Annotated in this window: 25 protein-coding genes; 2 read left to right on the plus strand and 23 right to left on the minus strand. The window is 34.1% G+C overall.

Annotated features, from left to right (window positions below; genetic code table 11):
- Positions 1-182: 182 nt before the first annotated feature.
- From DR871_RS04000 to DR871_RS04085, 18 genes are all read right to left on the minus strand, one after another.
- A complete protein-coding gene (locus DR871_RS04000; protein WP_113664754.1) occupies positions 183-1,193 on the minus strand; it encodes a sugar phosphate nucleotidyltransferase in 1,011 nt (336 codons plus the stop codon).
- A gap of 86 nt (positions 1,194-1,279) precedes the next feature.
- A complete protein-coding gene (gene dut, locus DR871_RS04005) occupies positions 1,280-1,714 on the minus strand; it encodes a dUTP diphosphatase (protein WP_113664753.1) in 435 nt (144 codons plus the stop codon).
- A 174-nt stretch (positions 1,715-1,888) separates the two neighbouring features.
- A complete protein-coding gene (locus DR871_RS04010) occupies positions 1,889-3,355 on the minus strand; it encodes a lipopolysaccharide biosynthesis protein (protein ID WP_113664752.1) in 1,467 nt (488 codons plus the stop codon).
- Positions 3,356-3,476: 121 nt separating this feature from the next.
- Positions 3,477-3,938: a hypothetical protein gene (locus DR871_RS04015; RefSeq protein WP_113664751.1), complete on the minus strand. Its 462-nt coding sequence runs from the start codon at positions 3,936-3,938 to the stop codon at positions 3,477-3,479.
- 10 nt (positions 3,939-3,948) lie between these two features.
- Positions 3,949-4,392: a GNAT family N-acetyltransferase gene (locus DR871_RS04020; RefSeq protein WP_113664750.1), complete on the minus strand. Its 444-nt coding sequence runs from the start codon at positions 4,390-4,392 to the stop codon at positions 3,949-3,951.
- Between the two features lie 90 nt (positions 4,393-4,482).
- A complete protein-coding gene (atpG, locus tag DR871_RS04025) occupies positions 4,483-5,343 on the minus strand; it encodes an ATP synthase F1 subunit gamma (protein ID WP_113664749.1) in 861 nt (286 codons plus the stop codon).
- Between the two features lie 85 nt (positions 5,344-5,428).
- A complete protein-coding gene (gene atpA / locus DR871_RS04030) occupies positions 5,429-7,006 on the minus strand; it encodes a F0F1 ATP synthase subunit alpha (RefSeq protein WP_113664748.1) in 1,578 nt (525 codons plus the stop codon).
- Between the two features lie 23 nt (positions 7,007-7,029).
- A complete protein-coding gene (locus tag DR871_RS04035) occupies positions 7,030-8,556 on the minus strand; it encodes a hypothetical protein (protein ID WP_113664747.1) in 1,527 nt (508 codons plus the stop codon).
- A 9-nt stretch (positions 8,557-8,565) separates the two neighbouring features.
- Positions 8,566-9,099, minus strand: a complete 534-nt coding sequence (gene atpH, locus DR871_RS04040) for an ATP synthase F1 subunit delta (RefSeq protein WP_113664746.1) — start codon at positions 9,097-9,099, stop codon at positions 8,566-8,568.
- A 2-nt stretch (positions 9,100-9,101) separates the two neighbouring features.
- Entirely contained in the window at positions 9,102-9,593 is a 492-nt protein-coding gene (locus DR871_RS04045; protein ID WP_113664745.1) for a F0F1 ATP synthase subunit B, read from the minus strand.
- A gap of 76 nt (positions 9,594-9,669) precedes the next feature.
- Positions 9,670-9,873, minus strand: coding sequence for an ATP synthase F0 subunit C (atpE, locus tag DR871_RS04050; protein WP_039113322.1), 204 nt, complete (start codon positions 9,871-9,873; stop codon positions 9,670-9,672).
- 41 nt (positions 9,874-9,914) lie between these two features.
- The gene (atpB, locus tag DR871_RS04055; RefSeq protein WP_113664744.1) at positions 9,915-11,066 is read right to left on the minus strand and encodes a F0F1 ATP synthase subunit A; all 1,152 of its coding nucleotides are present in this window, start codon (positions 11,064-11,066) and stop codon (positions 9,915-9,917) included.
- Positions 11,067-11,197: 131 nt separating this feature from the next.
- The gene (locus DR871_RS04060) at positions 11,198-11,581 is read right to left on the minus strand and encodes a hypothetical protein (RefSeq protein ID WP_113664743.1); all 384 of its coding nucleotides are present in this window, start codon (positions 11,579-11,581) and stop codon (positions 11,198-11,200) included.
- Entirely contained in the window at positions 11,578-11,814 is a 237-nt protein-coding gene (locus DR871_RS04065) for an AtpZ/AtpI family protein (protein ID WP_113664742.1), read from the minus strand. The genes DR871_RS04060 and DR871_RS04065 overlap by 4 nt, the downstream gene beginning before the upstream one ends.
- Entirely contained in the window at positions 11,804-12,190 is a 387-nt protein-coding gene (locus DR871_RS04070; protein ID WP_113664741.1) for a bactofilin family protein, read from the minus strand. Before DR871_RS04070 ends, DR871_RS04065 begins: the two co-directional genes overlap by 11 nt.
- 5 nt (positions 12,191-12,195) lie before the next feature.
- Positions 12,196-14,820: a type IX secretion system periplasmic lipoprotein PorW/SprE gene (porW, locus tag DR871_RS04075; RefSeq protein ID WP_165355302.1), complete on the minus strand. Its 2,625-nt coding sequence runs from the start codon at positions 14,818-14,820 to the stop codon at positions 12,196-12,198.
- Between the two features lie 325 nt (positions 14,821-15,145).
- Positions 15,146-15,841: an ABC transporter ATP-binding protein gene (locus DR871_RS04080; RefSeq protein WP_113664739.1), complete on the minus strand. Its 696-nt coding sequence runs from the start codon at positions 15,839-15,841 to the stop codon at positions 15,146-15,148.
- Positions 15,842-15,889: 48 nt separating this feature from the next.
- Positions 15,890-17,359 carry a DUF5687 family protein gene (locus DR871_RS04085; RefSeq protein ID WP_113664738.1) on the minus strand — a complete coding sequence of 490 codons (1,470 nt, stop codon included), beginning with the start codon at positions 17,357-17,359 and terminating at the stop codon, positions 15,890-15,892.
- A gap of 124 nt (positions 17,360-17,483) precedes the next feature.
- Between DR871_RS04085 and DR871_RS04090 the strand changes: the two genes are divergently transcribed.
- Positions 17,484-18,536 carry a ferredoxin--NADP reductase gene (locus tag DR871_RS04090; protein ID WP_113665448.1) on the plus strand — a complete coding sequence of 351 codons (1,053 nt, stop codon included), beginning with the start codon at positions 17,484-17,486 and terminating at the stop codon, positions 18,534-18,536.
- A gap of 90 nt (positions 18,537-18,626) precedes the next feature.
- Here the strand turns inward: DR871_RS04090 and DR871_RS04095 are convergent, their stop codons facing one another.
- The 4 genes from DR871_RS04095 to DR871_RS04110 form a co-directional block, all read right to left on the minus strand.
- Positions 18,627-19,388 carry a GLPGLI family protein gene (locus DR871_RS04095; protein ID WP_113664737.1) on the minus strand — a complete coding sequence of 254 codons (762 nt, stop codon included), beginning with the start codon at positions 19,386-19,388 and terminating at the stop codon, positions 18,627-18,629.
- Positions 19,389-19,474: 86 nt separating this feature from the next.
- Positions 19,475-22,258, minus strand: a complete 2,784-nt coding sequence (locus tag DR871_RS04100; RefSeq protein ID WP_113664736.1) for an outer membrane beta-barrel family protein — start codon at positions 22,256-22,258, stop codon at positions 19,475-19,477.
- A gap of 243 nt (positions 22,259-22,501) precedes the next feature.
- Complete coding sequence (locus tag DR871_RS04105; protein WP_113665447.1) at positions 22,502-23,497, minus strand: glycosyltransferase family 9 protein; 996 nt, start codon at positions 23,495-23,497, stop codon at positions 22,502-22,504.
- Positions 23,498-23,550: 53 nt separating this feature from the next.
- Complete coding sequence (locus DR871_RS04110; protein WP_113664735.1) at positions 23,551-24,156, minus strand: DUF4254 domain-containing protein; 606 nt, start codon at positions 24,154-24,156, stop codon at positions 23,551-23,553.
- An 86-nt stretch (positions 24,157-24,242) separates the two neighbouring features.
- Here DR871_RS04110 and upp point away from each other — a divergent pair, with 86 nt between their 5' ends.
- Positions 24,243-24,896, plus strand: coding sequence for a uracil phosphoribosyltransferase (upp, locus tag DR871_RS04115; protein ID WP_113664734.1), 654 nt, complete (start codon positions 24,243-24,245; stop codon positions 24,894-24,896).
- Here upp and DR871_RS04120 read toward each other — a convergent pair.
- On the minus strand, positions 24,891-25,820 hold the full coding sequence (locus DR871_RS04120; protein ID WP_113664733.1) for a DUF6427 family protein: 930 nt from the start codon (positions 25,818-25,820) through the stop codon (positions 24,891-24,893). The two genes, upp and DR871_RS04120, sit on opposite strands and share 6 nt — an antisense overlap.
- Positions 25,821-25,839 lie beyond the last annotated feature (19 nt).

Consider the following 25,839-nt stretch of genomic DNA (forward strand, 5'->3'; position numbering starts at 1 on the left):
TACTAAAAAATGAGTGAAATATTTAATATATAAGTCATACAAGAATTAAACCTTAAATGACCTTATGATTGTTTAAGTTACATACGGCTAACACAATTGAAACTTAAACTTACATGACTTATATGGTAAAAAAAATGCAACATTGTTTTATTCTTATTGCTTAGTGCATTAATTGAATCCTTTTACTCCAATACCGAATAATCTCCAATACTAATACTAGTGAAATTTCCATCAAAACTAGCGTGATTCCCGATCATCGCATTGTCCAAATTCGCATTTTTAATATGAGAATGCGTTTGCACCAAACTGTTTTGTATCGTACTGTTTGAAACATGACATCCGTCTCCTAAAGATACATTAGGACCAACAGTTGCGTTTGTCAGAACTACATTTTTACCAATATAACAAGGCGGAATAATAGTCGAATTCTCTAATTTGACATCAAAATCCACCAAATGTTCCCCATCATTATGCAAGAATCCTAACATTCTAGAATTGGTTTCCACAGTTACATTCTTGTTGCCACAATCCATCCATTCGTCCACTTTACCGGGAACAAATTTCATGCCTTTGGCCATCATTTGTTTGATACCGTCATTTATCTGGTATTCGCCACCGTGGATAATATTGTTATCTAATACTAATTGCAGTTCATTTTTCAGCACGGCAACATCTTTAAAATAATAGATTCCAATTACGGCAAGATCGGATACAAAAGTTGCCGGTTTCTCTACTAATTCTACTATTTCATTCGCTTCATTCAGTTTTACAACACCAAAAGCTTCGGGTTCATCCACTTGTTTTACCCAAATCACGCTGTCGGCATTTTGGTCTAAATCGAAATCTGCACGAATTAACGTATCGGCATAAGCGATAACTGCTGGTCCGCTCAAAGAATCTTTAGCACACATAATGGCGTGACCGGTTCCTAAAGCTTCGTTTTGGTAATAAATAGTTCCTTTGGCGCCTAGTTTTTGCGCGATAGCAAGTAGTTCTTCTTCAACTTTTTTGCCAAATGTTTCATGAATAATAAAAGCTACTTCTTCAATATCTTGATTCAAAACACCGGCAATATCCTCTACCAAGCGATGAACGATTGGTTTTCCGGCGATAGGAATTAATGGTTTAGGAATGGTTAATGTATGTGGGCGAAGGCGTGAGCCACGGCCGGCCATTGGGACAATTATTTTCATGTTTTTTTTTATTGAAAGATTAAACGATCGAAAAATTTAAAAATTATCACAAATCTTTAAATTTTTCAATCTTTAAATTATTAAATTTATTTCACTCCAGTACTTCCAAAACCACCTTCTCCTCTGGAAGTTTCTGTCAGTTCCTGAACTTCAATCCACTCCGCACGTTCGTGTTTTGCGATGATGAGTTGGGCAATGCGTTCTCCGTTTTGGATCACGAAATCTTCATTGGATAAATTTACTAAAATAACTCCAATTTCGCCACGATAATCGGCATCTACTGTTCCGGGAGCATTCAGTACCGTAATTCCGTTTTTAGCCGCCAGACCGCTTCTTGGACGAACTTGCGCTTCGAAACCAATTGGCAATTCGATAAAAAGACCTGTTTTTACGATGGCTCTTTCCAGTGGTTTTAGTGTTATGGATTCCGATAAGTTGGCTCGTAAGTCCATTCCTGCCGAGGCTATGGTTTCATAGTTAGGCAAGGCATGTTGTGATTTATTGATGATGTTTATTGTCATTGTTTTTTATTTAAAAATAGGAATATAGGAGGGACAAGTTATGACTTGTACTTACATATTCTTTTTTACTGTTTTCGATTTTTTAGCCCTGATTGAAGCGGCATCCTTTTCTTTTTTTCTATAAAAAAGAAAAGATACAGCAAAAAGCAGGAAATAGCTCCTAAAAACTAGATTCTAATTCTTTTTTCGATTCAACATTTTGATTAATAATTCTTTTTCATTGTGGTATATAAAATACATAAACACCAGTAATAACGTGATTCCTACGTAATAATTCTCCCTGAAACCATAAAAAGAAACTGCCGAAAATCCTACTGAAATCAGTAAATACATAAGTATTTTATTGGTGTCATACGGAATAGGATAATACTTATTCCCAAAATAATAGGAGATGGTCATCATGCTTCCGTACGCTGCAATAGTGGCGATTGCCGAGCCGTAATAACTCATTGTTGGGATCAGCAAGTAATTTAACACCAGTGTAATTATGGCTCCCACGATAGAAATATAGGCACCAACATGGGTTTTATCTATTAGTTTGTACCAAACGGAAAGATTGGTGTAAATGCCTAAGAAAAAGTTGGCAAGAATAATCAGCGGTACTACTTTCATGGCTTCCCAATAGGACTCATCCCGAATCATAATGACTTTTAATACATCCGCAAAAACGATGACGGACAGTAATATAAAAGACCCAAAAATCACAAAATATTTGGTAATTGTAGCATACGTTTGTGGTGCGTTTTTATTATCCGAGTGACTAAAAAAGAAAGGCTCAATTCCTAGCGTATATGCCGTACGATACAAAACCATGAACAACCCAAGCTTGTAACAAGCGGAATACACTCCTACTTCGGCGGCGGCAATATCTGGTGGCAATAAATAGCCTAAAAGTATTTTGTCGAACTGTTCGTTGATGGCAAATGCAATTCCGGCAACCATAATTGGCATTCCGTACTGCATCATGCGTTTCCACAGCGAATAATCAAAATGCCATTTGAGTTTGAAATAATTGGGTGACAGCAGTATAAATGTCAGCAAGCTGGCAACAATATTGGACACAAAAATATAGCCTATTTGAAAATCTTCCAAGTATAAAGAACGTAAAATACTGTCAGGATTTGATTTTGCAATCGCGGGTAAATAACTCAAAAAGAAAAGGCTCAGAAACAAATTGACGGCTACATTTCCTATTTTGATTATGGCGTATTTTATGGGTTGCTGATTGACTCTTAATTTAGAAAATGGAATAATTACCAAGGCATCAAGCACTAAAATCCAAATAGTGTAACTAATGTATTGTTCGTCTATTTCAGCCCAACTGGATATAGTATTTCGGAATAATAAGGCTAAGAATAAGAACGCAATGGAAGTCCAAAAAATGGAAACGGACGTAGTTTCAACTACCGAATTCTTATTAGTTTCTTTGTTATAAAACCTGAAAAAAGCGGTTTCCATTCCGTAAGAAAGAATGACATTGAAGAAAATCATGCCGGCAAAAATGATGGAAACCTTCCCATATTCTGCTTTTGGAAGTAAATCCGTGTATAAGGGCACCAAAAAAAAACTGAACATTCGCGGCACAACCGTTGCTAATCCATAAATGGCGGTCTGTTTAAAAAGATTTTTATATAATCCCAAAATGGTGTTTTTATTAAAATTAAGGAAACAAAAATAACTAATTCTTTGGTTTAAACCGATGAAGTGAATGTTTGTTTTGAAAGAGAAAAATCAATTACAAAAGCTTTTCAATTGCAAAAAATTATCGCAAGGGTTTTTCTAGGACATTCGATATTTTATAAAAAAGGGTTTTACCGTTTTTCGTATATTCCAAAACTGCTTCATTGGATTTTAAATCAAATTTAGATTTATGAACGACCGGTGCTTTATTGCCATATTCTTTGGCAGGATTTTTATCCATAATCAAATCTTCTTTTTTAATACTTTGTAAAAATGAAGATTTAAAGTCTTTTGGTGTAATTTCCTGAACTAGAGATTCTTGATTGTGAAAGTAGATTTTTTCCAGTTTGATGTTTGCCGCAAGCGGTTTTTTGAATTCGATATAAAAATTGATCACGCTGCTTTCCGTACCTTTTTTGACTTTTTGGTAGAATACTGATTGTATTTCTTGAGGAAATTCCGTTTGAAGTTCGTGTTTCATAGCACAAAAAGTAAGGCTGATAGCAGTAATCAATACGAAACTAATTTTTTTATATCCTTTCATAACTTTAGATTTAACTTAATCCTTCTTCATTCAAAATCTTAAGAAAATGAAATCCTTTTGGTACATACCCTTGGTTGTAATAAAAGCGATGTGCGGTAAAGTTGCCGGTAAAAGCATCTAGCACAATCATGGTACAGCCCAGTTCTTTTGCTTTAGCATCAACATAATCCGTCATCATTTTGCCAATGCCTTTTTTACGATGCTCCGGATGCACAATAAAGTTGTCGATTTCCATATATTTACCAGACCATAGTTTAATACCTGACCACAATCCTGAGAGTCCAACACAAACCTCCTTTTCAAAAACGGCGATTTGTATGTAATTATGCAGAATCATTTCCGTAAGATAGGAATCGTATTTTTCTAAAGTAAAATTGCTATATAGATGTTGCATGACAGGATATTGCGACAGCATTTCTTGTTTTGTGGTGAGTTCTCTAATTTCTAAATTCATTCTTTAAGGAATTATTTTAAACTATAAAATTAAACAAAAAAAGAGCCAACAGGTGTTGGCTCTTAGAATATATTTTGAATCAATACTATATTACCCATTCAACGCTTCTGCTCCACCAACAATCTCCAAGATTTCGTTAGTAATAGCAGCTTGACGTGCTTTGTTGTATGTTAATTTCAATTGATTTCTCAATTCGGTTGCATTGTCAGTTGCTTTGTGCATCGCAGTCATACGCGCTCCGTGCTCTGAAGCAAATGAATCACGAATCCCTTTATACAACTGTGTTTTCAATGATTTTGGAATCAATGTTAACACAATTTCCTCTTTTGAAGGTTCAAAAATATAATCTCCAGGATTAACCGTAAGATCAGATTTTAGGGACGCTAAGGGCAAAAATTGTTCTGTTTGAATGATTTGTGTAGCTGCATTTTTAAATTGGTTGTAAATCAACTCAATTTTATCGTATTCACCGGCAACGAATTTCTCCATTAGTGAATCGGCAATTTTGGCCACATTATCAAAAGTCAAATCATCAAAAACAGTACTTTGATTGTCTACAACCGATAATGTTTTGCTTAAAACATCATTTCCTTTTTTACCAATAGCAAAAATATCAACTTGTTTCCCTGCGTAAAATTCAGCACGGCTTTTAGCTTCTTTGATTGCATTCGTATTAAAAGCACCTGCCAAACCTCTGTTAGAAGTTACTACAACAAGTAATACTTTCTTGATTTCGCGTTGTGTCGTATATTCACCACCAGCATCACCTTCGAGTGTAGCAGAAAGATTTTGCAATAATTCCGTTAATTTTTCGGCATAAGGGCGCATTGCTGTGATTGCATCTTGTGCTTTCTTTAGCTTTGCTGCAGAAACCATTTTCATTGCCGATGTAATTTGCATCGTCGATGAAACGGAAGTAATTCTATTACGGATTTCCTTTAAATTTGCCATTGTTTTGTAAGTATTAAGTAGTAATTTTTAAATAATAAGTAATAAAGAAAACCTTACTACTTACTACTTAAAATTTAAAACTTTTTTAGTTATATTTTGCTGATAATTCTTTTGCTACAGTTTCGATTACATCTGTAATTTCGTCTGTTAATTTTCCTGCTTTCAACGCATCAAGAGTAGCTCTGTGTTTGTTGTTTAAGAATTCCAAGAAATCTTTCTCAAATTCTCTTACTTTGTTCACAGGAACATTTCTCAATAAGTTTTTAGAACCAGCATAGATAATCGCAACTTGATCTTCAACAGTATATGGATCGTTTAAACCTTGTTTCAAGATTTCAACGTTTCTTTTTCCTTTTTCAATTACGTTTAAAGTAACTGCATCTAAATCAGAACCAAATTTAGCAAACGCTTCCAACTCACGGAATTGTGCTTGATCCAGTTTCAAAGTACCTGCTACTTTTTTCATTGATTTAATTTGTGCATTTCCTCCAACACGAGATACCGAAATACCTACGTTGATTGCCGGACGAACACCAGAGTTAAACAAATCTCCATCCAAGAAAATTTGACCATCTGTAATCGAAATTACGTTTGTTGGGATATATGCAGAAACGTCACCAGCTTGAGTTTCAATAATTGGTAAAGCAGTAAGAGAACCACCACCTTTTACAATTGATTTCAATGAATCTGGTAAATCATTCATATTTCTAGCAATTCCATCATCAGCAATTACTTTACAAGCACGTTCTAATAAACGACTGTGCAAGTAAAAAACATCTCCAGGATATGCTTCACGTCCCGGTGGTCTTCTTAATAAAAGAGAAACCTCACGGTATGCAACAGCTTGTTTAGATAAATCATCATAAACAATTAAAGCTGGACGACCTGAATCTCTAAAATATTCTCCAATTGCAGCACCTGCGAAAGGAGCATATACTTGCATTGGAGCTGGATCAGATGCGTTTGCAGCAACGATAACAGTATACGCCATTGCACCTTTTTCTTCTAACATTTTAGCAATTCCTGCTACAGTAGAAGCCTTTTGTCCAATAGCTACATAGATACAAAATACAGGTTTTCCTGCATCGTAAAATTCTTTTTGGTTTAAGATAGTATCGATACAAACAGTTGATTTACCTGTTTGACGGTCACCAATAACTAGCTCACGTTGTCCACGACCTACTGGAATCATTGCATCTACTGCTTTGATACCTGTTTGTAATGGTTCAGTAACGGGCTGACGGAAGATAACTCCAGGTGCTTTTCTTTCTAAAGGCATCTCGTATAAATCTCCACCGATTGGTCCTTTTCCATCAATTGGAAAACCAAGTGTGTTTACTACACGACCTACCATTTGTTCTCCCACTTTAAGAGAAGCAATACGTTGTGTTCTTTTTGCAGTTGAACCTTCTTTTATTCCTGTAGATGGTCCTAAAAGTACCACACCTACATTGTCTTCTTCAAGATTCAAAACAATAGCTTCTAATCCATTGTCAAATTCAACTAACTCTCCATATTGAACATTAGAAAGCCCGTAAATACGAGCAATACCATCTCCAACTTGAAGTACGGTTCCTACTTCTTCTAGTGTAGCACCAGATTCAAAACCTTCTACTTGCTTTCTTAATATTGCTGAAATTTCAGCAGGTTTAATTTCCGCCATAATAATTATTTTTACCTATTTTTTTATATTGATTTAGAATATAAATCAACTAAATCTTTTAAACCATTAACGTTACTGTAATCAATCTTTTCTATGTCGCTACTAGATATAGTTTCTCCTATATATTCTTTTAATTTGCTGTAAAACTTTTCTTCTTTACCTTTTTTAATCAAAATTTGAAAACCTTTCTCTTGAGCTGGTATTTTAATTACATATGAATTTGAAGGTATATCTTGATAAATACTCATCTTATCTGTAATTTGTACTTCTTTAAAATATTTCCATGAAGCTGTAGCTAGAGAAATTCCAGCCATGGCACCTAAATCAAGTGCAGAATTATCTTTTGGTGCAGCAACCTCTTCAACTTTTACCAATAAAGCTCTATACTTTGTCTCTGACTTATCATCATTAATGATACTAAAAAGTACATTCTCTTTTGCTTTATAATTGTAATATCTTAGATCACCTTTTTCGTTTTTGGCTAAAACTTTTAATATTTTTCCAACACCATCTAAATCAACCATTCCATTAGATGAACTGCTCATTACAATTTTTTCGAAATCAATTGAAAGTGTCCCTTCTAATTTCTCTCCTTTTGGATCAATTGCATACCCAATTTTATCATAAATATTAGATGAGTTTAATTTAGCGGCATCAAATTTAGCCATTTTATCAGCTTGTCTTGCTCCTAAAAGAACTTCCGCCTCCATCAAAGTCATATATTTTTGCCCATTCAAATAGGTTATATCAACTAATTCTTTTACAAAACTTTCAGAAGAAGCTAAATCCGCATTATTGATTTTTGCAGTTGGAACATAAGTAAAAGTTTTATCAGATTCAACTAATGCTACTACCATTTTACCGCCTCTCTCAACAGCTTGAACTAATACTCTACCACTCAATGATGCGATTTCAACATTTAAAACCGGAGTTGGCGATGCATTCTGTTTCATAGAAACATCATATTTTGCAACAACTCTTGACATAAATTCTTTGTTTTGTTCTGCACTATATTTCTCTGTAAAAGCATCTTTAGGTACTACTCCAGAAAAAATCAATTTGTCTTTACGAAAAACCTGATAGTTCATAGTAGCTAAGTCTTTCTCAATAACTTTAGCAGCTTCCTTCAATTTTTCAATCTCTGCTGAAATACTTGGACGTTCTTCAGCAAAAAAAGCATCCAGATTCTCCACACCGTTAGACGTTAAAATATTGTACTTTTTAGCAAGGATTTCTGCAACAGCTTTTTTATAATTCAATGTAAAAGACATTAGAGCAAAATCTACTTCTGTAGTTTTTGTACCATCCAGATTTGTAACAACTAACCAACTTTTAGAATTTTGGGCATCAATTTTATGTGTCTTCAAGGTTGCAATGATAGCATTGGCATTATTAATTGAAGTATATTTAAATTGCGTACCTGCTTTGTCCTTTTCAACTTTCGCTACTGCAACATTATCAAATAAAATCTGATCATCATCTTCTTTTATTTTCTGACCAAAAGAAAATAACGATGTACTTAAAATAAATAAAAATAGAATTTTTTTCATTGTTAGAATTTAGTTGATTAACTCTCTTTTTAATACTTGTAATCTATTGGCAACTGAAGCATTGTATTGCTTATCACCTATTCTCAAAATAAAACCTCCAATAATTGCAGGGTCTACTATATTTTCTAATGTTATTTTCTTATCTGAAAGCGTAGCAATTTTTGCTAAAACTTTAGCTTCTAAAATTGAATCCATAGGAACAGCTGTAGTCACTTGCGCTAACTCAATCCCATTTGCTAAGTCAGATAATTTACCATATTCAGTAGCAATTGCACCTAATATTTCGAATCTTTTGTTTTCAAATAACAAATGAAACAACCCTTGAGTTACGCCATTGATACCTGCAAAAATTTCTAACAATGCATTTTCTTTCACCGCAACTTTAATGGTAGGGTTCTGAATAAAAGTACTCAATTCTAAATTCCCATTAATAGTGGTAGCAATAGTTTTCATATCACTGCTTACTGCTTCGGCAACATTTTTTGAGTTTGCTAAGTCCAAAATTGCTTTTGCATAACGAATTGCTGCTCTTGTACTTGCCATAATTAGTTCAATTTAACGTCACCTAACATATTCTCAATCAATTTAGTTTGAGCTTCTTTGTTAGATAATTCATCTTTTAATACTTTCTCAGCGATACTCAATGACAATGAAGAAACTTGTGATTTCAATTCAGCCATAGCTGCATTTTTTTCTGCTAAGATAGCTGTTTTAGCTTGCTCAATCATTCTTGCGCCTTCTGCTTGTGCATCAGCTTTAGAATCAGCAATCATTTTTTCTCTCATTTCACGCGCTTCCTTTAATAAAGAGTCACGCTCTAATCTTGCTTCCTGAAGAATACGTTCGTTTTCTGCAGTAAGATTTTGCATTTCTCTACGAGCAGTTTCTGCTGAAGATAACGCTTCATTGATTGAATCTTCTCTACCTTTTACTGCGCCAAGAATTGGTTTCCAAGCAAATTTTCTTAAAAGGATGAAGAAAACTAAAAAGATAATAGAGGTCCAAAAAATTAAACTCTCCGGTGCTGTAAAATTCATATATTTATATTTAAAAGTTTGTTTTAGAAATAAAAACTCCCTGATACCAACCGTATCAGGAAGTTTTAAGCTTTAATTATGCGTTTGTGATCAACGCAACAACTACTGCGAAAAGTGCAACACCTTCAATAAGTGCAGCAGCAATAATCATAGCAGTCTGGATTTTTCCAGCAGCCTCAGGTTGACGAGCAATAGCGTCCATTGCAGAACCACCAATTTTTCCAATACCTAGACCTGCACCAATAACAGCTAATCCAGCTCCGATTCCAGCTAATACCATAATACTAAATTTAATATAGTTAATAATTAATAAAACACATTTTAATGATGATCATGCTCTTCTACAGCCTGACCAATAAACAATGCTGTCAACAACGTGAAGATATAAGCCTGCAACGCCGCAACCAACATTTCAAGTACACTCATGAACACTACGAAAGCTCCAGAAATAGGTGCAACGGCTACTGTTTTGAATATAAAAATCAATGAGACTAAACTCAAGATGATAATATGTCCTGCAGTAATGTTTGCGAATAAACGAATCATTAATGCAAAAGGTTTTGTCAACATTCCGATAATTTCTACAGGAATCATAATAGGATACAATGCTTTAGGAACTGGAGGCATAAAAATATGTTTCCAATAATCTTTGTTGGCACTGAAAGAAGTTACAATAAAAGTAATCAATGCTAATACAAATGTAAAGAAGATATTTCCGGTAAGGTTTGAACTGAAAGGGAAAAAAGGAATCAATCCAATAAGGTTGTTAATCCAGATAAAGAAAAATATAGTCAATAAATACGGCATGTATTTCGCGTATTTTTTTGTTCCAATATTAGGTATAGCAATTTCATCTCTAACGAATATTACTAATGGCTCTAGAAATCCAGCGATTCCTTTTGGCGCCAATTTATTTTTATTGTAAGAACGTGCAACTGCAAGAAACAAAAAGAACAATACAAGAGCTGACATCAACATCGAGAAAACATTCTTAGTGATTGAAAAATCAAGTGGTCTGGCGTCAAACGCGAAAGCACCGTTTTTTCTTTGGTCTTCTGTTAAGGTTTCAAATTTATCTGCGTAAAAGATAACCTCATTGAAACGAACTAATTTCTGACCGTTCACATCAATAATATGGTGTCCTTCATTATCATGGTGAAATTGTTCAGAAGAGAACATTTCCAATCCGTTGTTTGTCCACAATATCACAGGAAGATAAAACGTAATAGGATGACCATCATAATCCGCAATGTGGAATTCATGAGAATCTCCAATGTGATCATTAATCAATTCCGTGGCATTGAATTCTTTTTCAGCAGAATGACCTGTTTCTCCATGTGCTTCTGCAGCTGGAGCAGCGTTTTCAGTGTGATTTTGAAGACTATCCGCGGTTGGATTTGCGAAAGTAACCAACGGCATACACGCTAGAAAAGTAACTAACAGGAATTGAAGTGATTTTTTTGAAATTACCATTATTAATTGTGTATCTGATTTTACGTTTTTAAAATTTTTTGCAAAGGTACATATTTAATTCAAAATTGAAAATTATAATGATGATTTTAAAAAATGAATTTTACAATCGCATTGCATTATTTTCAAGCAACTTATCTTTTATTTATTAATCGTACCGAAAAAACTGTTTCAAAAAGCAAAAATAGGAAATAAGGGATGAAAAAAGCCGCAATATCCAAATTAGTTTCTCGACCTTCTGATTGAATCAATGGAAGCAAAAAAACAACAGCTGCCATCATTTTCACGAAAGTGGTTCCCAGAAAAGCAAAACCAGTGAAATCCGGAAAATTGGCATTTACAAACAGTAGCAATACATATATTAAAAGTGTGGTTCCAAACAAGAAAAGGTAAATACTCCATGTAGCATAAAAGAAATCATGATCTTGACTGAAGGCCGATGAACCATAATATTGAGCAAAAAATAAGAGTAGTGTGAAGGGCACTAAATACTTCAGAAACGAGAAAAAATTGATCATTCGTTATTATTATTAATATTTTTAACTTGGCGAATTACGTTATAAAGTGCTATAAAAACAGACAATAACGATAATATAATAGTGTAAAAAGAAGAGGATTCGTCTGAATATTTTTCATCCAGCCACATCCCAAAATAAGTAAATGCGAAAATGACAACTCCCATTTGGAACGGAATCCCCAAAAATACCAACCATTTATTGAAATTGTTTTTATTTGGAGTTTTACTGTCCATTATTCAAGTTTTGATTTTTAATATTTGTTTTCATCGTACAAGAAGCAGTGAAATCAGCACCTGGCTCCACCGATAATTTCCCTACAGACACTTCGCCATGAATGATGGCCTTCGCTTTTACATTAAGGACTTCTGTAACTTCAATTTTTCCTTCAAATTTTCCTTCGATATCCGCATTTTTGCATACAATATCACCAACGACACTTCCTGCCGGTCCAATGACAATTTTTCCTCCAGACTGAAAATTACCGATTAAATTTCCATCCAATCTAAAATCAGCTTGCGAAATGATATCGCCTTTTATGGTAGTCCCTTCCACGATTCGATTGGTTTTTCCCAAAAGATCAGTGTAGGATTTTTGTTTTTTATCAAACATAGTTATTATCTTTTTAGTGCTATATATGCGTCAAGGCTTTTCTTAATCTGGATTACTTTATAATTTTGATTAGAAACCACAATTGAGGTCTGATTACTTTCAAGGGACTTATCAGCTTGAATCTTTGCAACAATATTATTTGCAAAAGCTGCTGAATTTAAACCATGAATGGTAATAAAACTTTCTTTCTCATTATAAAAATCGTAAGAGTACGATAGCTCCTGAAAGTTATTTTCTTTAATAAACTTCTTTATTTTTTCTTCCAAAGCTTTTGTATCATTATCTTCCTTTTTACCTACTGTATATAGAATTTTCCAATTATTGGTTTCCACTGTATTAAATTCCATTTTCTCTAAAAAAGGAATTTGTTCGGTCAGAATAACTTGCGCATTTTTACCTTCTTCACTATTTGGATAATTATCCGCCACCACTTGCAATGCATTTTTGTAGGCGGTTACTCCTTTTAGTTTACCAATGGTATTTGCTTTAAGCAACTCAAATTTAGATACAATTTCCTCGCCTGAAAACTGATTTATCAAAGCGTCTGAATTTTCCAACACACTAACAAACTGTTCTTGCTGAAATGCTTTATACCATTTATTATAAACACTTTCCGGTGTTTCGTTTTGAGAAGTTCCGCTTGGATTTGTATTATTAATTATTTGTGCGTAGCGAGAATCCGGAAATTGCGTTGAGATCTTATTTTTTATCGCTGCTGCTTTATTTATATCGGTAATTTGATATAATTTATACAAATTATACATTGCCGGAAGAACCAGTTTTTCTTCAGGATTGTTGTTTAATAATTGTTCTAATTTAGCGATAGCCAAATCATTTTCCTTGAATTTTTCCTTGTAAATAATTCCCAATTGGTAATAGGCCAAATTACGTTCTTTGTTGATACTGTCCAATTCTATTTGGGCGGTTGGAAGTTGTTTCAGGTAATAATCAGTCGTGTATTGCTCCACTATTTTATTCGGGTTCGCTTCCGTTCCAACAGTTTGTTTATTTACACTCAAAGAATCGACTACAGTTGTATTTGCATTTGCCGATGCGATTCTCCAGTTGCCATTTAAAGTTCTTTCTCCCCAATTTTTTTTGAATTCTACTTTTCCAAAAGCAACCGTTGTAGGATTATAAAAATAGAAACTACCCGCTGCTGATTGAGAAGCTGCACTGGCAATAGTAGGCGGAGCCATGGGTGATTTTCGAACTGATTTTGTGGGATCTCGACCGGAAACAGGATCTATCGAACTAATCGAATTGTTCCTGTTCATGTTTTCCTGTTTGGCTTTATTTTTTTCGTCTAAAAGCCTTTTCGCCTCATCTTGTTCCTTTAATTTAGTAATGTATTTTTCATAATAAGCCGAACGATCTGTAGGATTCATCGCAACCACATTTAGAATACTGTCGTTTCTCTTAGCCAGCGCTTCATACAAAATTACCTCATCGAGGTTACTTCTTATTTTTTGGATTTTTACAAATTCTCTTGTTTTGTTATTCAGTTTAACCAAAGTACTGTCATAGTATTTTGCTGCCGCAGAATATTCCGTATTTCTAAAATACATGTTTCCTAAATTTCTATAATTTGACGCTACTAAATAGGTATCTTTTGAATTCGTTCGTAACGATGCATTGTAAAAATTCAAAGCTGTTTTCTGATTGTTTTGTTTGTCGTGAAATACCCCCATTTGATGAAAAATCAAATCTTTGTAGGGACGGTTTTCCCGGTCTTGAATCAATTTATTGAATGTTTTTACAAAGGAAACTGAATCTCCCAATTGATAATCAAACAACTCCGCTTTTTTAGCATGTGCTTGAATGACAAATCTACGCTCCGCTTTTCGGTTCATGTCAATCACGGATTGATAGGAAATAACAGCACTGTCCTTGTATCCCAATTCTTGATACAGTTGTCCCAAAACAAAACGGTAACGGGCTCTTTCCTGATTTACTTTGGTGAATTCGATGGCGAGTTTTATCTTAGCAACTGCACTGTCTTTCTCCTCCATGTTTAAAAAAGAAGCTGCCAAAAGTGCGTTTGCATCTGCAAAAACTTGTTTTTTTACGTCGTGATCTTCTAATAATTTACTGATGTTTTTTATGACCAAAGCATCATTTCCCAAACGCATGTTGGTTTTCTCTCGCCAAATTTTGGCTTCATAAATTCGGCTGCTGTTGGGGTATTTGTACAGAATATAATTGAACGCATCGAGCGCGGGAACAAATCGTTGGTCATAATATCTAGCTTTTCCAAGCATCAGATAGGCTTCATCAATTTGACTGTTTTTCTCTCTGCCGCCAATATTCATGGAATGTTTTTGGATGGCTTTGGTCGCTTTGGTTTCTGCTAATTCAAAATCAGTATTTTTAGGTTTTGAAGTGGAAGTGACATCTTCTAAGATTTGCATTTTTTCAACCGGCAAAAGTTGCCAGAAATCATCATCGCTGTTGGCATTTACCGCCAAAACTCCCTTATCCAAGCCTACTTGACCGTTGTATAAAATATTATATTTGGTGCTTAAAGCATGTGAATTCCTAGCCATAAAGGTGTCTTTTTTAGTAGAACAGGCTACCAAAAAAGCAAAAAATAATATGAAGGATAATGGTTTAAATATATTGATTTTCAATGGAAAACGTTTTTATCAATTAACTATTAAATATACTTTTTAGTATATGCACTGGTAAAAATACATTTCTTTTTGCTATCGTGAAAATTATGACATCATATTGTGGTAATCCGCCTGTGCGTAAGGGATGGAAACGGCATCCTTTATTTTCTTTCTTTAAGAAAATAAAGATATAGCGCACAGCCCGACCTGAAGTCTCGTCTTTTGGGACGAGACGCAGGGTTACGCCATAAGAAAACCGCTAATTAACAAATTGTATAAACGCATTGGAGTATACAATTCGCAAATTAGCGGTAAAATTTTGTCTGAGTCTGTTGCGTAAATTTTAAACCGCAAAAAACAGTTCTAATTCCTGTAAAGTCTCTTGAGAAGTTTGAATATCTTTGACCACTTCGCCTTTGTGCAGCGCGACAATCCTGTCACTTACCTCAACGGTGTGCAGCAAATCGTGGCTGGAAACCAGTACGGTTACTTCCGGATTATCAGCTAAATCCTTTATAATTTTTTTTAATCGGAATTGTGTGGTTGGGTCTAAATTAGCAAACGGTTCGTCCAGAATAATAACCTCCGGATTCCCGATTAAGGTAGCGATGATACCTACTTTTTTCTGGTTTCCTTTGGATAAATCGCGCAAATATTTCTTGTTTTTAAGGATTTCTCCATTGAAAAATTCTTCGTGTGTGGCCAATAAAGCATCGACATCGGCTTTGTTTTGTCCGCGTAAATCGCCAATGAAATAGAAATATTCTTCGGGCGTTAAGTAGCCAATTAAGAAACTCTCGTCCAAGAAAGAAGCGGTGAACGGCTTCCAGTTTTCACTGGTGTTTACCTGAATGTCATTGTTGATGATATTTCCCGTGGACGGCTGGATTAAATCCAATAATAGGCTGAAAAAAGTGGTTTTCCCAGCACCGTTATTGCCTACTAATCCAAAGCTTTCGCCTTTTTTTATTTCTAAAGAATCTATTTTTAATACGGTTGTTCCGTTGTATGTTTTCGAAAGGTTATTTACTTGTATCATTTTTGAAAAAGTTTATTCGGTTATTTGTTGATTTAGTTAATCGCTGGATTATCCTTTTTGTTTGTAAGCCGCAATGGTCGCGTATTTCTCTGATTTATAGATTTTTTCAATCACGGAAAATGCTTTCTCTTTGAATGCAAATCCAATCACTCCTGTACCTGCTACCAGCGCTAAGCCTACATTTGGATTTGCATATTTTGAACCCAGCCAATACAGTAAAACGGGCAAAGCCAACTGTGGAATAGAAATCAACATCGTTTTTATATTGAATGCTTTTTTGTCACCAAAAGCGCCTTTCCCGGAACTCAAATCGATTGGTGTTTTAGTATATGCTCCACCCAATAAAACCAAATGAGAATTGACTCCAATGTTATAAATCGCACCCACGACAATGGTTAAATAAACATGAACCCCTAAATAGAGATAGAATGACGCTATGGTTGTGGTTACAATTGTAGCAATTACCATCAGCCACCATTTAGAACTCAAATAGCCTTTGTACGGAATGTTTTGTGTCATCATCAACTGGTAATAAGCGCTGTCCCAACTCGGCACAAATTGTCCGAAAGTAATTAAGAATCCACCCGAAACTATAATCCCGCCCAAAATGTGCATTAAAGGATTATTATAAGCTTCAATACTACTAGTAAAGAAAAGAAGCCCATATAAAAGGAACATGACGCTCAATCCAACAGTGGTTTTAGATCGTTTGTTTCTTTTGATTAATTTGATGTCGTTTTTTAAGAAGGTTCCTATGGTTCCAAATTGGTTTAACCAAGTCAGCTCCTCCGTTTTGGCAACGTCGTGTTTGTTTGACAATCCCGCATCGAGGTATAAATTCTTTTTGAAATACTGAAAAGTAACATAATATATCGCGATTAAAGCTAATACTGGAATGGCAAAAGCCCAATACGTATTGAAAATAGCATTGAAAAATGGCGCTGTAATTTCCGTGATATTAAAGAGTCCGTAATAATGTAATCCTCCTAAAACAGCTGCGATTACTAAGAAAATGGCGAATAAATTATCCTTGTTATTGAGTAGAATATTCAGAAAATTGTTGATGAATAATAAAGAAAAAATGGCACTGTACCAAAGCACTACTGAAAGTACATCATAGCCTTCGATAATCAAAACAACACAAAACGGAATCAGGAAAAAAGCGTGCACCAAATTGAAGAAGGACAAAACGGTTTTTCCTAATGAGAAATGAACAATTGTCGATTTTTTTATGGGAAAAATTAACATCGGGCGGATGTTCATCACCGGGATTTTTTGCAACAGCAATCGGATAATTAAATCCATCAATACATAGTAAATCATGAATTGATTTACGGTAACAATTGGGTCCAGATTCATTTTCTTCAGAATATAAAAAGCTCCGACTCCTAATGCTAAGAAAATTAAAATGAAATAAACGGCGACAAAACCCATCAGGATTTTCAAAGCCAAATTAGTTGCGAAGGAAGCTGACCTAAAAAATGCTTTCCATTCGAGATAGAGGAATTTTTGAATCATAGTTTGGTTATTTTGGTTTTACTGTAGGTACATGAAAATAAGAAAACGTTACATCAAATATAAAAAAACACTTATTTTTAATCTCCATTTATTTGCCATTTCCTACTTTTGCAAAAAAAATATCATGTCATCCTTCCTGAAATTAATCATAAAAGAAGTAAAACGCGAAACCAAAGACGCTGTTTCCATACTTTTTAACGTACCTGAGGAATTAAAAGCGAATTATACTTTTGTTGCCGGTCAATATGTCAATCTAAAATTAACCTTAGACGGTGAAGAAATTCGTCGTGCGTATTCTATATGCTCAGCTCCTGACAGCGGGGAATTACGCATTGCTGTGAAAGCGGTCGCAAACGGTGCTTTCTCGCAATTTGCTAACACAAAACTCAAAGCGGGCGATGTTCTTGAAGTGGGAAAACCGGAAGGAAAATTCACTTTTGAACCGCAAGCGGACCGACAAAAAAACTACGCGGCTTTTGCTGCCGGTAGCGGAATCACACCCGTGATGTCTATCCTAAAAACAGTATTGAAAAACGAACCAAAGAGTTCTTTTGTATTGGTTTACGGAAACAAAACGCCAGAAGAAACCATCTTTCACCAAGAATTACACGATTTGCAATTGCAATATGTAGGACGCCTTTTTGTACATTACGTATACAGTCAAGCCAAAGTGGAACCTGCTTTGTTTGGGCGAATTGAAAAATCGACAGTGAATTTTGTTCTGAATAACAAACACAAGGAATTGGAATTTGATAAGTTCTATTTGTGTGGACCAGAAGAAATGATCAATATCGTTTCAGGAGTTTTAAAAGAACATAATGTAAAAGAATCTAATATTAAATTCGAATTATTTGCTTCTTCAACCAAAGAAAATAAAATAGAAAAATCGTTAGGCGGCCATTCAAAAATCACCATCATGGTGGATGACGAGGAAACAACTTTCGAAATGTCACAAAAACAAACCGTTCTTGATGCCGCTTTAAAACAAGGCATTGATGCTCCGTATTCGTGCCAAGGTGGAATCTGCAGCAGCTGTCTGGCTCGCGTTATCTCTGGAACTGCCGAAATGACTAAAAACTCCATCCTTACCGATAAAGAAATCGCCGATGGACTTATTCTTACTTGTCAGGCACATCCAACATCAGAGACTATTTATGTAGATTATGATGATGTTTAAGAGGTAAATATCTAATATCAAAATTCCAAATTCCAGCCTTAAATGTTGGAATTTGGAATTTTTAATATTTATAAAATCTGGTCATTCCATTTACAAAAAAGCATTCCACAAGAACATATTTTTTTGTCTTTTATTCTCTTCCTTGTCCTCTCCGTAGGTATACCAGTCCTTTGTTTTTTCTTCTATTAATGTTTTTAGTTCTTTAAAATCATAAGTTTTTTTAGCTGTAATAGGCTTAATTACAGCGCTATCTTTGATTTTTAAATCTATTTTAGTTGCTATATATGACGTATACAATCTAGGTATTGAAAGTCCTAAAATCATACCTGGTAAACCATTTATACTACATGGACCGCCAGTAATGGTTATGTCGTCTGTATAAAAAGCAAAAACATAAACATCATCAAATATTTTTCCAACCGCTTTTCGGCAATTATAGCCCGCTATTTCTCGGCGCTCGTTTGTGATTTTCCATTCAATGTTGGGAATACTATCTGCAATTACAAAATTAGTACCCACAATTTGTTTTTGTACGTTCATTTTTTGCGCTGTAAAATCAAAGAACCAGGTGTTTTCTTCGTCAGCTTCTTTCTCATGTTTTGGTATTCTTGTTTTTGGACTCCATCTGTCGAACTTATATACACTTTTATTATTTTCAAAAGTATAAGTGAAATACGATATTTTTAAGTCGGATAAGTTTTCCTTCATCATTTCATCCCAACTGTCATTGCTCATTGTTTTTTTGAGATTGGTGTTCACTTCATACTCAATTACAGCCTTATCTACAAATTGCTGTGCATAGGATCCTGTGGTAAAAACAAATAATGTGATGTAAAAATATATTGATTTCATTGGGTTGTATTTTAAATTAGTGGGGTGGTTTATTTTAAAAATATTGACGTTTTCGATGCTGAATTACAATTCCTATACGGGCTTCTTTATTTTTTTTCGATGCCGTTTTTATTTTTAAAATTCCATGTAAAACCTATCATAGCATAGCGTCGAAGTCTGTCATTTCGCTCTTCGCCAATTGTATTTTCATAAACAAATCTACTAATACCTATGTTTTGATTCAAAATGTCTCGCACCATTACATAAGCCGTAAACTCATCGTTCTTAAAGGTACGTTGGAACCTGGCATTCCACAATTGATTGGTAAGATTGGTTTGAAAATCAACCGTTTTTTGGCGAGAATATAAATTATAATCCGTTGATAATTTCCATTTTTCTCTAAAATAAACGGCAACGTCTAAACCTAGATTATTGGTATTAAATGATTTTACTTCATTGTTTTGAGAAGTACTGTTACGGCTGTTTGAGAAAGTATTACTTAGATTGATATCGTATTTCTTTTCTTTGGATTTATTCAAATAAACAGAAAAATTAGAACTTAAAATATTCGAGTTATTGATTTGCTTATTGATGCTATTGACCGATTTATTGTAATTTACTGAAGGACTAAGATTAACATACATGTTTATTTTTTTGACTTTAAACCCGTAACCCATGTACAAATTGGCTGAAAAATTACCGTTAGTATTTATAGGTGTTGTAATTGTTTTTGCGCTTTCTGGGTCAATATCTCTATTGAAAGAAATCAAATTTGATGTTGTTCTAAAAGAAATTCTTTGATAAAAATTCGTCTCGGTTAAAATGCTGTAACTATTATTAGAAACATTGATACTGTTTGTAAAAGATTGCTTTAAATCTGGATTTCCTACTAATTGGTTAAAAAAATCTTGATTGTTTCGTAACGGTTGTAATTGGTCAATAGTAGGCTGTTTTGTAGCACCTTGATAATTCACTCTCAAATTGCTGTTACTTTTGTACTTGTAAGAAAAATTTGCAGTTGGGAAAAAATTTGTAAAACTGCGATTGTATTCCTTATTTAAAGTTTGATCTTGTAAATTAAATGACGTGAAACCAAAACCACTACCAAAACTATAATTTATCTTTTTAGCATTATAACTTAATTTAATAACTGGTTTGTTTGTTGTTATGTTTTGCTTGAATTGGTTTGAAAGGGAATCGACCATAACATCATACTTGCCTGTCAGATCTGAAAAATCATAAGTCACAAAGTTGCTATTACCTGTATTGTGCGTAATTTGATAGGATAATTGCAAAGCCAGTTTCTTTCCTATAGGCTCTGTATAGGCCACATTCAAAGCAAGATTTTGATTGGTTTTATCCCCGATTTTATTTTGATCTACCTCATTACTAAAAGCAAAATCGCCTCCTTCATAACTCTCATTCGAAGATTTTAAAAAATTATTAGCATTTGTATTCAATGTACTCCAACTACTATTGATAGAAAGCGTTCTGCGTGGTTTTACAAATTTATGTTTAAACAAAGCACTCGCGGACAAGGATTCCTTATCTGATTTTGTGGTAAATAAACGTTCCTGTTTGTTCCTTAACAATCCATCGCTTCCAGTGGTATTTCCGGTCGTAAATTCATCACTTTCAGTATTGTAAAAATTAGTTTTAGTGGTAAATTTCAGGGTGTTTACAGAATCTATTTTCACATCATAAACCGTATTAAGCTTAAAATTATCTCTATTTACATGACTTGTAGTTGCTCTATTTTCATTCAATTGTGTATCGCCTACCTGAGTTTGCGTATTTCTGCTACTATTGTTTTGGTAGCTTTGTTTATTGTATTTGGGTGATAAATTTAAGGAATGTTTGTCGTTCCATTTATTGCTGTATTGCAATCCTGCATTGGTGTTTTTTATAAAACCATTTTGAGTGTCTACATAAGGTTCATCATCATTATCGCCGCCGGTCCATTCGTAATTTACATTTCCATCATCATCCATGCTCATACTCACATTCCCGTCTCCTCCTCCAAATTTGTCACTGTCCTGCCAACTTAATCCATCCTGACCCGTATTTCCATTTAATAAGAATGCCGAAAGCTTTCTTTTTCCTTTGAAACTACTCACCATGATATTGCTATTGTATCTGGAATCCGCATCGGTAACGGGTTGGTTTGCTCCATCAATTTTACCAAAATAACCTTTCTTTTTATCCTCTTTTAATCTCAGATTTATTGTTTTTTTAGAATCGCCATCATCTATTCCTGTAAACTCAGCTTGATCGCTTTTCTTATCAAAAACCTGTACTTCTTTTATAGCATCGGCACGTAAGTTTTTTACAGCCATTCCAGGATCATCCCCAAAAAATTCTTCGCCATCTACCAGTACTCTTTCTACTGTTTCGCCCATCGCTTTGATAGTTCCATTTTTATCTACTTGTATTCCCGGCAATTTTTTTAGTAATTCTTCAACATTGGCATTGGCATCAACTTTGAAATCACTTGCCCTATAACTAGTTGTATCACCTTTAATTTTGATAGATCCCGTTTTTATAATCACCTCTCGCAGCAACTCCATTTTGCTCATTAAAGCAATGGATACTAAGTCTTTATCAGTTGAAGTCACGGTAATTTCATCTAAATAATCCGCATATTGACTGTGTGAAGTCATTAATATGTAATTGCCTGGTTTTATATTATTAAGGATAAATTTCCCTTCTTTATCCGATCGGGTAAATTGGTATAAAACAGAGTCTATTGGAGTTAATAAAGCAACAACTGAATTGTGAATGGGGGGTTTTTCACTTCCAGCGGTCAAAACACCTGAAAGTTTATTTTTTTGCGAAAAAGCAGAAAAGGAGAAAATCAACAAAATTGCAATTGTTACCGTAATTTTTGACATAAATGATTTTATATTTTTGTTAATGGAACATTTCAAAGTATTTCCAAAAAGTTGAACTAGCAAATAAACATTTTTATTTAGTCTTTACTTTACGGTTTAAGCTGAACAGATCAGAATCAAAAATAGTATTTTTCTCACTACACAATTATGCGTTAATGTTATAAATGTGTTAAAATTCTCATTATATGAAAATTACTTTAAAAATAAAAAATGTATAATAAGTTCTAGATGTATAACCTACCGTTAAAGTGCCTTAAGAATTGCATCAACGGTAATCGTTCGCATGGCATCTTCATAACCAGCTACTTTTTTGTTCCCATAAACCGAAGTTGGTAGTTTAGGAAACTGATTTCTATCCGATACCAAAGCATTTTCCATTGGTTGATTAAAGGGAGAAAATCCCGCATAAGGGTGTGTCGCGCCCCAAAGCGTGATGACTTTTACACCAAGCATAGCTGCAATATGTGCGTTTCCGGAATCCATGGAAAGCATTACATCAAGATTACTAATGAGTTGTAATTCCTGGTGAAACTTAATTTTCCCCGCCATATTGATGACGTTTTCTTTATTAGCAGCAAGGAAATCCAGGATTTCGATTTCCTTTTTTCCTCCTCCAAAAAGTAAAATGGTATTGTTTGTATCCAAAGCCAAGTTATCTATTACTTGTTGCATTAAATCCAACGGATACACTTTAGAATCGTATTGCGCAAAAGGAGCTATACCTATCAGTTTTTGATGATTTGTTCCAATTATAGTTAAAATTTCCGGGCTCAAAACTGCTTTTTCAAGAAAAACTGCCTGCGATAAATCAACAGTAAAACCAAGTTGTTCAAATACTTTGGCATGTCTTTCAAACATCGTTGGCAATTGCTGGAACACTTTATTTTCAGGTTGGGTCAAGGCTTTTTTTTCTGCTCTTCCTTTATCAACCGAAGCTGTTTTTTTTCCGCTTAAAGCAAAAAGGTTTCGGATGATTTTAGAACGCAAAACGTTATGTAAATCGGTAAAAGCATCAATTTGTAAACCTTTTAAATCTTGGAACAAACGCAACAACCCCAGAAATCCTTTGTGCCGTTCTTTTTCATCGAAAGCAAAAAAAGAAAGATTCGGAATTCCTTCAAAAAAAGGTTTGAAAAACGGTCTGGAAATAACCGTGATTTTAACTTGTGGATGCTGTTTTACAAAAGCGCGTAAAACAGGAACCGTCATGGCGACATCTCCCATTGCTGAAAGTCTCATGACGGCTATATGTTGGATTTTTTTGGACAATTAATTAATGTTCAAAATATCTTTTACTTCTTGTTTTGGTACAAAACAGGATTCAAATCATCATCGTTGTACATTTTCATTTGTTTGTACACTTTCATGAATTTATCGCCGTTTTCAATGTCTGTTAATAAATCATCAATCGCCGTTGACAAGTCTGTTCTTTGTTCCAATAAAATATTTAACTTCGCCTGACATTTATCTCTATGCTCTTGTGAAGCCTCTGCACGATTAGCTTCTTCTTGCATGTGAAAAATTTTCAATGCTAAAATCGACAATCGGTCAAAAGCCCAAGCCGGACTTTCTGAATTAATTTTTGCGTGGTCTTTTACCACAACATGACTGTATTTTTGAAGAAAATAACTGTCAATATATTCCACCATATCCGTACGTTCCTGATTAGATGCATCGATTCTTCTTTTCAAAGTTAAAGCTGCAACAGGATCAATATTTGGATCACGGATAATATCCTCAAAATGCCATTGAACGGTGTCAATCCAGTTTTTGTGATACAACAAATGTTCAAATTTATCCTTCGGAAAAGGATTGTTTATAGGTTGATCAACATTATCAAATTGATGATAATCCTTGATACTTTGTTCGAATACGGAGTACGCTAGTTTTGAAAACATATCTTTATATATTAAAAGACAAAGATACTTTTTATACTTTTATACCATAAAAAAATAACTAGAAGTTTAATTACAAAAACACAACCATGCAAATTCATTATTTATCGGAAGGAAACAGTGTCCTAAATCATTTTTTGGGGCAGATACGAAATGTGAATGTTCACAATGACAGCATGCGTTTCCGAAGAAATATTGAACGTATTGGTGAAATAATGGCGTATGAATTAAGTAAAGAACTGCATTACGCGCCTATTGAAATCCAAACACCGTTAGGCATTAAAAATACGACTGAGATCAAAGATCAATTGGTTTTGTGTTCTATTCTGAGAGCCGGATTGCCATTGCATTTGGGTTTTCTAAATTATTTTGACAGCGCCGAAAATGGTTTTGTTTCTGCCTTTAGACATCATCCCAATAATGACGATTACTTTGATATTTTAGTGCAATACCAAGCTCTTGCTGATATCAACGGAAAAAATTTAGTGCTAGTTGATCCCATGCTTGCTACTGGTCAGTCCATAGTTGCGGTGTATAATAAATTAATGGAAAGAGGAACGCCAAAAGAAATACATATTGCCGTTGTGATTGCTGCCCCGGAAGGCATTGCGCATTTAGAAGAATACTTGCCTGAAAACTGTCATCTTTGGGTTGCTTCTTTAGATGAAAAGCTCAATGAACACAGTTACATTGTTCCTGGTTTGGGTGATGCAGGTGATTTAGCCTATGGTGAGAAACTATAATTGACTAAAAAAAGCAAAAAGGCTGCAGGCAATTAGCACAAAAAGTACCATTTCCTGTTTTAATTTAAGTTGTGGTACTTCGATATGACTAGTGGCCATCGTGGCCAAAGGCGCAAATGTAAACACTAATAAATCATTACTTTTATTAGCAGAAATTACATAAATAAGTACGCCGATAAAAAAAGAAGCAATGATTTTTTTGTATGAAGTATGTAACAATTGTGGTCGGCTTGACAATGTGGCAAACATAGAAATTACAAAAAATAAAGCTACGGTCGCGTAAATAGACAAAGCACCATTTTGATAACTATTTGTAAAATAATCAATGTTAAAATTTATTTTTACACTTTTCAGAATGTATTCAACAACATTTAAATTAAATACTGTTGCAAAAAGCATAAACATAATTATAGCTATAAAAAAAGCAATAAAAGGTAGTATCCAATTTCTATAATCTCTGGCAACGTGAAATATTATGGATATAAAAACCAATACAATAAAGATTATACTCCAAAAATGAAATAAAGAAGCCAGAAAAATCCATAATGAAGCATCAAATATTTTTTCTTTGGACGCTTTCAGCGATTGTAAAGAAATTAACCTTCGAAGCGCTAATAAAATAAAAAAATTAGAAATAATTAAATTTGTATTATCCAGTACCGAAGGAAAAAAAAGTAAAAATAAAAAGTAGAAAAGAATCGTATAACTACTGTCTTTACTAAGTGCATTTCTGCGGGCAATAAAGTCAATTAAGAAAACCGATGCCAACAAAATAATAAATGTTGTTGCTTTTTTAAAAATTAAAAAAGCAGAACTGAACCAAGATAAATCTTGAATTTGATACATTAAAAAGAAAACTAGCATTAAAATAACGACCAATGCAAAATTTAATGGTGTAGATTTTTTAAAAACACTTGTTATCATAAGGATATTTTATACTTTT

Source organism: Flavobacterium petrolei (assembly GCF_003314435.2).
In the GTDB taxonomy this organism is placed as follows: Bacteria; Bacteroidota; Bacteroidia; order Flavobacteriales; family Flavobacteriaceae; genus Flavobacterium; species Flavobacterium petrolei.